The sequence below is a fragment of the Tissierella praeacuta genome (assembly GCF_040396155.1).
GTDB classification, from domain to species: domain Bacteria; phylum Bacillota; class Clostridia; order Tissierellales; family Tissierellaceae; genus Tissierella; species Tissierella praeacuta_A.
The window spans coordinates 1-11,682 of record NZ_JBEBOY010000019.1; the positions used below are offsets into that span (position 1 = coordinate 1).

General features: G+C 30.9%; 13 protein-coding genes. 10 read left to right on the plus strand and 3 right to left on the minus strand.

What is annotated here, in order from left to right:
- From ABWP20_RS10440 to ABWP20_RS10475, 8 genes are all read left to right on the plus strand, one after another.
- A partial coding sequence (locus ABWP20_RS10440; protein ID WP_353095741.1) for a LysM peptidoglycan-binding domain-containing protein occupies positions 1–1,605 on the plus strand: 1,605 nt, incomplete at its 5' end.
- Between the two features lie 275 nt (positions 1,606–1,880).
- The gene (locus ABWP20_RS10445) at positions 1,881–2,171 is read left to right on the plus strand and encodes a DUF2325 domain-containing protein (protein WP_353095742.1); all 291 of its coding nucleotides are present in this window, start codon (positions 1,881–1,883) and stop codon (positions 2,169–2,171) included.
- Between the two features lie 72 nt (positions 2,172–2,243).
- The gene (locus ABWP20_RS10450; protein WP_353095743.1) at positions 2,244–2,456 is read left to right on the plus strand and encodes a FeoA family protein; all 213 of its coding nucleotides are present in this window, start codon (positions 2,244–2,246) and stop codon (positions 2,454–2,456) included.
- A gap of 15 nt (positions 2,457–2,471) precedes the next feature.
- Positions 2,472–2,693, plus strand: coding sequence for a FeoA family protein (locus ABWP20_RS10455; protein WP_353095744.1), 222 nt, complete (start codon positions 2,472–2,474; stop codon positions 2,691–2,693).
- A gap of 40 nt (positions 2,694–2,733) precedes the next feature.
- Entirely contained in the window at positions 2,734–4,899 is a 2,166-nt protein-coding gene (feoB, locus tag ABWP20_RS10460; RefSeq protein WP_353095798.1) for a ferrous iron transport protein B, read from the plus strand.
- Positions 4,900–4,913: 14 nt separating this feature from the next.
- Positions 4,914–5,060, plus strand: a complete 147-nt coding sequence (locus ABWP20_RS10465) for a FeoB-associated Cys-rich membrane protein (protein WP_353095745.1) — start codon at positions 4,914–4,916, stop codon at positions 5,058–5,060.
- A 58-nt stretch (positions 5,061–5,118) separates the two neighbouring features.
- A complete protein-coding gene (locus tag ABWP20_RS10470) occupies positions 5,119–5,544 on the plus strand; it encodes a flavodoxin (RefSeq protein ID WP_353095746.1) in 426 nt (141 codons plus the stop codon).
- Between the two features lie 7 nt (positions 5,545–5,551).
- Positions 5,552–6,181, plus strand: coding sequence for a DUF3793 family protein (locus ABWP20_RS10475; protein WP_353095747.1), 630 nt, complete (start codon positions 5,552–5,554; stop codon positions 6,179–6,181).
- A gap of 198 nt (positions 6,182–6,379) precedes the next feature.
- Here ABWP20_RS10475 and ABWP20_RS10480 read toward each other — a convergent pair whose 3' ends face one another.
- Positions 6,380–7,249 carry a CPBP family intramembrane glutamic endopeptidase gene (locus tag ABWP20_RS10480; RefSeq protein WP_353095748.1) on the minus strand — a complete coding sequence of 290 codons (870 nt, stop codon included), beginning with the start codon at positions 7,247–7,249 and terminating at the stop codon, positions 6,380–6,382.
- Between the two features lie 164 nt (positions 7,250–7,413).
- On the opposite strand from ABWP20_RS10480, the gene ABWP20_RS10485 reads away from it, so the two are divergent.
- Positions 7,414–8,373 carry a hypothetical protein gene (locus ABWP20_RS10485; protein ID WP_353095749.1) on the plus strand — a complete coding sequence of 320 codons (960 nt, stop codon included), beginning with the start codon at positions 7,414–7,416 and terminating at the stop codon, positions 8,371–8,373.
- Between the two features lie 54 nt (positions 8,374–8,427).
- Here the strand turns inward: ABWP20_RS10485 and ABWP20_RS10490 are convergent, their stop codons facing one another.
- On the minus strand, positions 8,428–8,907 hold the full coding sequence (locus tag ABWP20_RS10490; RefSeq protein ID WP_353095750.1) for a C-GCAxxG-C-C family protein: 480 nt from the start codon (positions 8,905–8,907) through the stop codon (positions 8,428–8,430).
- A 47-nt stretch (positions 8,908–8,954) separates the two neighbouring features.
- On the minus strand, positions 8,955–9,884 hold the full coding sequence (locus tag ABWP20_RS10495) for a TDT family transporter (RefSeq protein WP_353095751.1): 930 nt from the start codon (positions 9,882–9,884) through the stop codon (positions 8,955–8,957).
- A 326-nt stretch (positions 9,885–10,210) separates the two neighbouring features.
- Between ABWP20_RS10495 and ABWP20_RS10500 the strand changes: the two genes are divergently transcribed.
- On the plus strand, positions 10,211–11,569 hold the full coding sequence (locus ABWP20_RS10500; RefSeq protein WP_353095752.1) for a YjiH family protein: 1,359 nt from the start codon (positions 10,211–10,213) through the stop codon (positions 11,567–11,569).
- Positions 11,570–11,682: the final 113 nt, after the last annotated feature.

Sequence of the window (11,682 nt, forward strand, 5' to 3'; positions counted from 1 at the left end):
GTAATATGTATACCAAGTACTCCGACCCCACCAACATGCCCAACAGGCACATTTGCTTATACAATAAGATCAGGAGATACATTATTTAACTTAGCAAATAGATTTAATACAACAGTAGAAGCTATATTAAGAGCAAACCCAGGAATAGATCCAAATAATTTACAAGTAGGTCAGGTAATATGTATACCAAGTACTCCGACCCCACCAACATGCCCAACAGGCACATTTGCTTATACAATAAGATCAGGAGATACATTATTTAACTTAGCAAATAGATTTAATACAACAGTAGAAGCTATATTAAGAGCAAACCCAGGAATAGATCCAAATAATTTACAAGTAGGTCAGGTAATATGTATACCAAGTACTCCGACCCCACCAACATGCCCAACAGGCACATTTGCTTATACAATAAGATCAGGAGATACATTATTTAACTTAGCAAATAGATTTAATACAACAGTAGAAGCTATATTAAGAGCAAACCCAGGAATAGATCCAAATAATTTACAAGTAGGTCAGGTAATATGTATACCAAGTACTCCGACCCCACCAACATGCCCAACAGGCACATTTGCTTATACAATAAGATCAGGAGATACATTATTTAACTTAGCAAATAGATTTAATACAACAGTAGAAGCTATATTAAGAGCAAACCCAGGAATAGATCCAAATAATTTACAAGTAGGTCAGGTAATATGTATACCAAGTACTCCGACCCCACCAACATGCCCAACAGGCACATTTGCTTATACAATAAGATCAGGAGATACATTATTTAACTTAGCAAATAGATTTAATACAACAGTAGAAGCTATATTAAGAGCAAACCCAGGAATAGATCCAAATAATTTACAAGTAGGTCAGGTAATATGTATACCAAGTACTCCGACCCCACCAACATGCCCAACAGGCACATTTGCTTATACAATAAGATCAGGAGATACATTATTTAACTTAGCAAATAGATTTAATACAACAGTAGAAGCTATATTAAGAGCAAACCCAGGAATAGATCCAAATAATTTACAAGTAGGTCAGGTAATATGTATACCAAGTACTCCGACCCCGCCATGCCCGCCATGTGATGGAGTATATTATACAGTTAGACTAGGAGATACTTTATATAGTATTGCATCTATGTTCAATATACCTTTGGCCACATTAATAGCAGCTAATCCAGGAGTTGATCCAAATAATCTTCAGGTAGGACAATTAATTTGTATTCCTAAAGGAGAAACACCTGTTATTTGTCCGGGAGGAACAATATACGAAATCAGGCCAAATGATAATTTATCAGCTATATTATTAAGATTTAATATATCTGTAATGGACCTTATGACAGCTAATCCAAATGTAAACTGGGATAGCTTAATGCCAGGTCAAAGGATTTGTATAATGCCACATAGAGATATGGGCTGTCCTTGTCCCACGGGAACTAGGAAGTATACTATAGTTAATGCAGATATTCCATCAAGTGGAGCAGCAGTAGTAGCATTAGCTCAGAGGTTTAATATCTCTGTTTCCGCATTAATGATGATGAATTCGAATTTAACTCCAGCAGATTTTATAGTAGGAAAGATGATTTGTGTTCCAGCATAATTAAAAGCCCCCAATTTGGGGGCTTTTAAAATTCATAGTAATTTAGTATGAATTTTTTATTGACATTTAATAATTAGTTTGATAATATACTATACAAAGTCAACTGTAATTTATATACTACTCGCTAGTATTTTTTTAAAAGCAAGCACTGATAATGATTATCAATATCGGTGGTCTTGATTTAATTAATATATAAACGTACTGATCAATAATATAATTTTATATGAAAGGAGGGAACCCGTTAAGAGATCATTATATCTTTATAACGGTACATAATGTCTATAGTTTTAGTAGGTGGGCATGACAGAATGCATGATGAATATAAAGAAGTTGGCAACAAGCACGGATACAAAATGAAAATTTTTACACAAATGCCATCAAGATTTAATAAAAGTATCGGAAAACCAGATGCCATTGTTCTGTTTATAAGTACAGTTTCCCATAAGATGGTACTTACTGCAACGAAAGAGGCAAAAAGAAAGAGCATACCTATATTGAGATGTTATACGAGTAGTAGGAATTCTCTTGAAGAAACATTGATAAAATTAAAAAGTAATGCAAGTTAAATTTTTTTTGAATACCAATTGATAATGATTATCATTATTGATAATTATAATAAACAAGGAAGGAGATGGGTTATGCTTCCTCTTACATTTGTTAATAAAGGTGAAATAGCAGCAATTAAAAAAATAAATGGAAAGGATGATACTAAGAGATTTTTAGGTACTTTAGGGTTTGTAATTGGAGAGGATGTAACGGTGATATCTGAATTCCGGGGAAATCTGATTGTCAATGTTAAAGGCACTAGAGTAGCTATTGATAGTCAAATGGCTAGTAGAATTATGGTTTAAAAGGAGGATATAGAAATGAAGACACTTGAAAATGCTCTTCCAGGAGAGAATGTAACAGTAATAAAATTGGAAGGTGAGGGAGCTGTAAGAAGGAGAATTATGGACATGGGAATTACAAAGGGAACGAAAGTCTATATTCGTAAAATTGCTCCTTTAGGCGATCCAATTGAAATAACTGTAAGGGGATATGAATTATCCTTGAGAAAGTTTGATGCGAGTAAAATATTCATCGAATGATGAAGTAAGAAATTTAAATATAGGAGGGAAAGATTTGGATATGAAAATTGCATTAGCTGGTAATCCCAATAGTGGTAAAACAACTATGTTTAATGAACTAACAGGTTCTCAACAGTATGTTGGAAACTGGCCTGGGGTTACTGTAGAAAAGAAAGAAGGAAAATTAAAGAAGCATAAGGAAGTAAAAATCATTGACTTGCCTGGTATATATTCATTATCTCCATATACACTAGAAGAAGTTATTACTAGAAATTATTTAATAGATGAGAAACCAGATGCAATAATAAATATAGTAGATGCTTCTAATATGGAACGTAACTTATATCTTACAACTCAAATTGTAGAAATAGGTATACCTACAGTAGTAGCATTGAATATGATGGATATTGTAGATAAGTACGGAGATAAAATAGATACAGCAAAATTATCTAAAGAATTAGGCTGTGCAGTGGTAGAGACTTCAGCTATTAGTGGGAAAGGATTAGATGAATTAATAAATATAGCAATGGAAATGGCAGCTAATGGCTCAAGCATAAAACCATTACATAAATTTGATAAAAGAGTTCAGAATTCAATAGATAGAATACTGGAATTAATAGAAAATAAGGTGGCAGATAGAGAAAGAGCATATTGGTATGCAGTGAAATTATTTGAGCAAGATGAAAAAATCTTAGAGAAGTTAAATTTAGATGGAAGTATTTTAAATGAGATAAAAAGAATAGTAAATAAATGTGAAAATGAATTTGATGATGATATAGAAAGTATAGTTACTGGGGAAAGATATAGTTATATAGAAAGAACTATTTCTAAATGTTATAAAAGAAAACAAAGACATGCGACTACATCAGATAAAATAGATTCAATAGTAACTAATAAGTGGTTGGCGCTGCCAATTTTCTTTGGAATACTTTGGTTTATTTATTACGTGTCTATATCTACAGTTGGAGATTGGACAATAGGATATATAGAGTCTTTTACTGAAGCTATGCAAGAGTCATCTATTAGTTTTTTAGAGAATGCTGGAGCAGCTGATTGGATAGCTGATCTTATAGGTAATGGAATAATTGCAAGTATAGGGGCTATATTCACGTATGTACCGCAGTTAATGATATTATTCTTCTTTTTATCACTTTTAGAAGACAGTGGATATATGGCTAGAATTGCATTTATTATGGATAGGATTTTCAGGAAATTTGGTCTTTCAGGGAAATCATTTATTCCAATGTTAATTGGTACAGGTTGTTCCATACCAGGTATCATGGCAAGTAGGACAATTGAGAACGAAAAAGATAGAAAAATGACTATCCTTTTAACACCATTTATACCATGTGGTGCTAAACTACCTGTATTTGCAATGTTTATAGCCATGATGTTCAAGGAACAAACTTGGGTAGGACCTTCTATCTATATAATTTCAATAATGGCAGTTATTGTATCTGGAATACTACTTAAGAAAACTAAGTTTTTTGCTGGAGAACCAGCACCATTTGTAATGGAACTTCCAACATATAAGCTACCAAGGATTAAGGGTGTAGCAATTCATATGTGGGAGAAAGCAAAATCATTTATTAAAAAGGCTGGATCAATAATATTTGTGGCATGTGTAGCTATATGGGTACTTCAATCATTTAGCTTTTCATTTGAATATTTAGAAGGTGAAATGATAGAGAGAAGTATGTTAGCAAAAATCGGAGAAGGTATTAGATGGATATTTGTACCTCTTGGATTTGGAGATTCTTGGGCACCTGCTGTTGCAACATTTACTGGTCTTGTTGCTAAGGAAGTAGTAGTAGCTACATTTGCATCCGTAGGATCAGTAGTACCAATTGAATTTACACAAGTTACGGCATTTGCTTTTATAGTATTTACTATTTTTGCGGCACCTTGTTTTGCTGCTATAGGAGCTATGAAAAGAGAGTTTGGAAGCTGGAAATTAACATTGCTTGCTATAGGATATCAAACAGGACTTGCCTATATATCAGCACTGATAGTTAATGTTGTAGGAGGAATTATATTTAAGGGAACTGCTGCAACTACTCCAGTAGTATTGGATATAGGAGCTATGGAAGAGGCTTCTGAGGGAGCAATAGTAAATGGAGATATAGTATTAATGGTATTTGGAGCTTTGCTAGTTATTGCAATAATTATAGGAATAGTGAACCAATTTAGTAGTAGTCGAAGGGAAAAGGCAGTTGCTTCTAAGTAAAGGAGATAATAATTATGATAAATTATATTATTATTGGATTAATTATTGTAAGTTTATTTTTCGCCATAAGGAGTATTATAAGAAATAAAAAAAAGGGTGGATGCCCTGGATGCGGATCTTGTAGCGGATGTGAAACTATAAAAACACATAAATTCAAATAAAGTTAAATATGTAAAAACATTTTAGCTATGACTAATTATTATGAAAGGAAGGTATAATATGAAAAAAGTATCTATAATATATTGGACAGGAACAGGTAATACAGAGGAGATGGCTAATTTAATAGCTAAGGGAGCAAAAGAAAAGGATTCTGATGTAAAATTAATCCCTGTTGCAAATGCAAAATTACAAGATGTAGAGGAGGCTGATATCCTGCTACTTGGCTCACCTTCAATGGGAAGTGAGTCTATTGAAGAAGACGAGATGGAGCCTTTTGTAGAATCTATAAAGGATGTTGTAAAGGATAAGACAGTTGGATTATTTGGTTCTTATGATTGGGGTGATGGTGAATGGATGAGAAATTGGGTTGAAAGAATGAATTCCTACGGAGCTAAAGTATTTGAAGAAGGCTGTATAGCTAACTTATTCCCAGAAGGAGAAGAAGCAGATAAGTGTATAAATTATGGTAGAAATATTATAGGATAAGAGATCTATGGCTGACAATTTATTAATGAGTTTTTTGAAAGAAATTGAATTATTAAATGAAAATGATTATGCAGAAAAATTTATTGGATATATGCTGTCGCCAGTTATTACAGGAATTAAGCCGGCTTCTACAATAACATTAAAAAATTGCAGAAGGAAGCTTTATAGCTTTTGGAATGAAAGTGGCAGCAATATATTGAAACAATATAATCTAGAGTCTATGGTTCTTCAAGAAACAAAAGAAGGAATTATTTTGTTGGTCTATGATAGATTTAATCTTACCCAACATTTGGAATTACAGAAAAATCATAAGCTATTATGTGAATTTGGGTATAACCATAATTTTAAATTAGAAAGATGCTTAAATTGTCTAAAAAGAAGAGTAGTGAATGGTAAGTTTCCTCACGAAAGTGGTATATTTTTAGGCATACCTTATGAGGATGTAGTTGGATTTATCAATGGAGATGAATGTTTATTTAGCGGGTATTGGAAAGTATATAAAAATAATAATAAATATAAAGAAATATTCGATTTATATGATAAATCAAAACAAATTTACATGTTAAATGCTTTAGGAAATAAAAAAGGTAGAATTAAAAACCTATATGTAAATCATAGACTAGCCTTATACGCGTAGTTAAAACAATGCTATATATTATAGGCTAAAGGCTAGAAAACAATTAATAAAGATGTCATAAAGACATTAAATAATCTAAAAGAACTATTTCAAAACAAAACTTTGAGATAGTTCTTTTTCATCTGCCATGGATATTTATAACTAATTTTTAATAAAAATCATGGACTAATTATTTACAGCTTATTTAATAATATAATACTAAATTAATTCATATATTGATAAAATTATTATAGCGCTAAATCCTATAAAAATAATTATAGATATAAATAAAGGTAAATTGAAAATTCTTTCCTTGGATAATTCCTTATTTTCTTTGAAAGGAATATGGTTTAATTTAAATAATAGATTAATTAACTTAAAAACAAATATGATACCTAATAAAGCGTAGGATGTAAGCAATAAGAAATTTGTACTATTTTCATATACCATATCTGGATTAACTGGATATAGGTAATTTAGTATAATAGGCAGACCATTATTTATCATATGGATAAAGATACCTGCGAATATGGAATTAGTGGCAAATACCACAAGAGATGCTACAAATCCAGCTATAAATGTATGAAAAAATTGAAAAGAATTTAAATGCAGCATACCAAACATAAAACCATTCATTAAAGCTGCTACTATTCTGGATTTATTTCTGTACCCATCTAATATAATTCCTCTCATCAAAATTTCTTCTAAGATTGCAGGAGTAACAGCAGTAAAAAATATATTTAAAATAAAAGATTCATGGGCATCTTGGCTAACTAAATCAACTAAAGTATTTCCAAAGAAATACATATATAACTCAACTATGAGAAATATAAGCGGTAATGTTGCTAGCCATATGATAAATACGATTATTATACTGCTAAGGTTTAACATATCTGGTTTTAATATCCTATCTATTTCATTTCTATTTAAAAATAAGTAAATGCTAATAGGTATTAAAAATGCTATATATTGATATGAATTATCTGGTATAGGTAAGAATTGAACAACTATAGACCATATAATGGTACAAAGAAAAAATAGATTTACCCTATATATGGAGCTTTCTTTTTTTAATATTTTAGCTTCCATAGTGACCTCCCTTCATATAGACATCTATACTATTGTACAATAAAATATGGAAAATAGAAATAATTTAGGGTGTTTGTAATAAAATTGTAACGATTTATTATTTGGCATATGTTATAGTTTGGGTATAATAAGATTAATTAAAAAAATTAGAAAGTGGTGATGTTATGAAGAAGTCTATAAATATAGCTATTATTTTTATTTTGATTTTATCAGTTGTAACCCTTTCATCTTGTAAGAAGAAATCTCCAATAACTGAGCCACCTAAGGAACCGGTAGAACCTACAGAAAACTTAGGTGAAGATGAAAAGAGCAGAGAAAAGATAATGGCAGACTTTGATAATGTTGTAGATGGAAAGGAATCAGAAAAAATAGTATCATTTATAGATGAAAATATAGGAAAGCTTTCCCAAATAGAAGGAGATAAAATGGTATCAGAATTGGAGACAGTACTTTCTAAATCCTTAGATTCTGTGACAGATACTATATTAAAAGCTGATACCAATGGAGAATTAATTAAAATTGGAGGAACAGAATTTTTCTTTCCTGAGGATAAGGTAAAAGATATAAAAGATGAAAATCTTCGCAATGAAATAACAAAATTGATAAATAATAAATATAAGTTTGTTAATCTTGAAGGAAACTATTATCCATTAGTAGATTATGAAAAGTTAAAACAATATAATAATTATGTTTCAGATGAAATGAAAGAATATATTGCAATTAGAGCTATTGATTCAAATGAACCAGTAGCAGTAGATGCAGGACTAAGGATCTCTTACGATGAGCTAGCAGCAAGAATAATAAAGATTGAGAAGTATGTTGAAAGATATTCACAAGGTCAAAGACATGAGGAAATGCTAGGAAGTTATAAAAATAAATTTGCTATTTATTTAGAAGGATTAGATAATACACCAATAGCAGATCCTGAAACTAAGAAGATATATAATGAGGTATTGGAAAGTTATAAGAAAACAGCAAAGGTAAAGGATTCAACTACTGCTTTTGTAATGAGTAAATATCTCAATGTTATTGAAGAAAATAAATTGATAATAAATAAGAATGTAGAAGATAAAATAGTATCCTTTATAAATGAAGCACTGGATTTATTAGAGGTAAGTAAATAAGTTAGAGTTGAAATTATCATAAGAATAAGAAAGACCACCATTAGGTGGTCTTTCTTATTCTGCTGCTCCTTCTGCAATTTCTATTTGTCCATCTTCAATTAATTTTTTTGCTACCCATTCTGCAACTTTTCCAGTTATTTCAATACAATGCTTTCTTCTCTCTGGACTTTGGAAATTATCTCCTGCCCATTGTCTGGTAATAACTCTACAACAAGTTGCACCATATTCGTCTTTTATAAAATCATGTAGAGCTGCAGCAACAGGGAACATTTTTTCATTCATAGGTTCGCCATGAACTCTACCATATGCCATTCCAAGAGCCATTTGCCCACCACTTACTGCACCGCATAAACAACCTGATTTCCCCATGCCTATTGGGAAACCTGAAGCCATTTTTACAATATTGTTGTCATATGGATTGTTTAGTAGATTGTTAATGGTTTGAGCTACTGCTTCTGAACAGAAAAATTCTCCCCTTGCGAAATATCCCTCTGCTTCTTCTTTAACCTTTGCCAATAATTCTTCCTTTGTCATTGAAAAATACCTCCTTAAATTCATTATATTGATATTTTAGAACTAGATTATTTAGCTTTTTCAGTTTTAGTAAATAGAAAGCTTATATATCTAATTAATACATAAAATGTAATACAAACTGCTATTAGTTCTTCAAACTTAACAACATATTTTAGAACAGCAATTGGTTTCTCAGCATTAATTAGAAAACCATTGGTTAATTTAATAGAAATTGCACTAATAACCATTGGGAATGTAAAAGCTGAATAAGATGGATAGAATTTTAATTTCAACAAACTTGGTAACTTAGATAGTACATATAAATATGACAATTGTGATAGAGCTACTAATAACCATACAATTATCATATTTTTATTTTGGAATGAATTCATATATCCTGCCAAACAAAGAGCAACAGGTGCAGCAAAGATTGCAAGAGTTGGCAATGCTGGATCAGGTATTTCTTTAATGATAGTAACTCTTTTAATAACTATTGGTAATAATAAGAAATAAGATATAAAACCAAACCAAAATAGAACTTGTCCAATATTTGCTTTGTCAAATGCAGGAGCAGTTACTGATCCAACTACTATTCCAACATAAACAATAAACCAAGATGGGAAAACCTTTTTGATGTTAAAATCAAAAATATACTTTTTAGTAAAGTAAATAATTAGAACTGCGTGTAGTATTAGCCCAGCAATCCACATACCAAATGCTAATAATGGAGCAAATGGTTTAAGATACGTAGATAAAAGCATGATCCCCATAGAAAGAGTAGGGAAAACACTTGCAACTACAGGATTATCTAGACTTTCAGAAACTCCTTTTGGAAACATGAGAACTTTAAGTAGGATTAGAAGTAAAATAATTGCTGATAATATACCAAAGATATTTCTGTATATTTCTCCGTAAGATAAGACTAAATTTCCAGCAGCTGCTAAAGCAAGCATTAGACCTACAATGGGTACTGGTAATTTTCTGATGATATCCTTCATAGCATCTCTCCTTTTTTAATTTTTAATAGTATTTCCCTCGATATACTACCATACAAATAAAATTTAATCCAATAAAATATATCTATAGTAAGAAACATATTATCGAGATGAATTATTGTGCCATTATTTTACTATGGATATTTAAAATGGATATTTAAATAAAATTTTTATATAATCATATGATATGCAATTTATTTTTATTAGATATTAAAGAAAATTTCAAATATTCATATTAATTATTGTAATTAGCAATATTTCGTGATATCATGGTAATATGATAAAGGAAAGAGATGAAAATATAATAAAAAATGAAGGGAGGGACTCTTATGTCAGATAATATTAATAAAAAACATTCTGGCAAAGATTATTCACGATTCATACTTCCATCTTTAATAGGTATTATGCTCTTTATGATTCCTTTAAAGTATAATGGGGACTATACGATTCCAGTTGCAATATTATCTAAGGGGATTGCTGGATTATTAGAACCTGCATTACCAACTATAATTACTTTGCTTATTACATTTACCGGAATTATGACTATAATTTATAAAATAGCAAAGCCAAACTTCATTGAAGAATCTAAAGAAATGAAAGGATTATTTAATGTAAATGGATTTTGGTTTACAGTTAGAGTTGTTGGCATGATATTGGCTGTTTTGACATATTTTGAAATTGGACCTAGTTGGATATGGAATGAAAATACTGGGGGGCTATTATTGCATGGACTTTTAACAACATTACTTACTATATTCTTTTTCGCAGCATTTTTGCTTCCTTTATTATTGGATTTTGGATTACTTGAATTTGTAGGGTCAATGTTTACACCAGTTATGAGACCAATATTTAAACTTCCTGGAAGATCCTCAATAGACTGTATTACTTCTTGGCTAGGGGATGGAACCATTGGAGTTTTGCTTACAAATAATCAATATGAGGAAGGCTATTATTCTACTAGAGAGGCATCAGTTATAGCTACAACCTTTTCAGCAGTATCTATTACATTTGCGTTGGTAGTATTGGCGGAAGTAGGATTAGAAAAACTTTTTGTTCCTTATTACTTGGCAGTTACTTTTGCAGGGGTAGTGGCAGCTATTATAGTACCTCGTATACCACCATTGTCATGGAAAAAAGATGATTATCTAACAGAGATTAGTAGAGATAATATGGAAAGTGTACCTGTAGGCTATACTCCTTTTACTTGGGGACTTGAACAGGCAGTTGAAAAGGCAAAGAATAGCACAGATTTCAAAGGTTTTGTTAAAAGTGGATTTCACAATGTCCTTGAAATGTGGGTAGGGGTTATGCCTGTTATTATGGCTTTCGGAACTGTGGCAACAATTCTTGCTGAATTTACACCAGTATTTACTTGGTTAGGTATGCCATTTATTCCAATATTAAAGCTGTTACAGATACCTTTTGCAGCAGAAGCAAGTCAAACTATGATAATAGGTTTTGCAGATATGTTTTTACCATCTGTAATAGGAGCTAGTATAGAATCTGAATTAACTAAGTTTGTAATCGCTGGAGTATCAGTTACTCAACTTATTTATCTTTCAGAAGTAGGTGCTGTTATTTTAGGTTCTAAGATACCTGTAAATGTAGGAGAGTTATTTATTATATTTATTGAAAGAACTTTGGTTACATTGCCAATTATTGCATTAATCGGGCATTTATTGTTTTAATATTAGATAGTTCCATTTTTAAATAAGGAATCACTTCTTTTTTGAGGCTTTAAGCCTCTTTTTTTTTGTGGAAAAAATTATTGTATTTAAATTGTAACTTTATTTTGCTGTGT

Coding starts and splice junctions, on each gene's coding strand:
- ABWP20_RS10500 (WP_353095752.1), top strand. CDS start 10,211: ATGTCAGATAATATTAATAAAAAACATTCTGGCAAAGATTATTCACGA.
- ABWP20_RS10465 (WP_353095745.1), top strand. CDS start 4,914: ATGATAAATTATATTATTATTGGATTAATTATTGTAAGTTTATTTTTC.
- ABWP20_RS10455 (WP_353095744.1), top strand. CDS start 2,472: ATGAAGACACTTGAAAATGCTCTTCCAGGAGAGAATGTAACAGTAATA.
- ABWP20_RS10490 (WP_353095750.1), bottom strand. CDS start 8,907: ATGACAAAGGAAGAATTATTGGCAAAGGTTAAAGAAGAAGCAGAGGGA.
- ABWP20_RS10450 (WP_353095743.1), top strand. CDS start 2,244: ATGCTTCCTCTTACATTTGTTAATAAAGGTGAAATAGCAGCAATTAAA.
- feoB (WP_353095798.1), top strand. CDS start 2,734: ATGAAAATTGCATTAGCTGGTAATCCCAATAGTGGTAAAACAACTATG.
- ABWP20_RS10480 (WP_353095748.1), bottom strand. CDS start 7,249: ATGGAAGCTAAAATATTAAAAAAAGAAAGCTCCATATATAGGGTAAAT.
- ABWP20_RS10485 (WP_353095749.1), top strand. CDS start 7,414: ATGAAGAAGTCTATAAATATAGCTATTATTTTTATTTTGATTTTATCA.
- ABWP20_RS10475 (WP_353095747.1), top strand. CDS start 5,552: ATGGCTGACAATTTATTAATGAGTTTTTTGAAAGAAATTGAATTATTA.
- ABWP20_RS10445 (WP_353095742.1), top strand. CDS start 1,881: ATGTCTATAGTTTTAGTAGGTGGGCATGACAGAATGCATGATGAATAT.
- ABWP20_RS10495 (WP_353095751.1), bottom strand. CDS start 9,884: ATGAAGGATATCATCAGAAAATTACCAGTACCCATTGTAGGTCTAATG.
- ABWP20_RS10470 (WP_353095746.1), top strand. CDS start 5,119: ATGAAAAAAGTATCTATAATATATTGGACAGGAACAGGTAATACAGAG.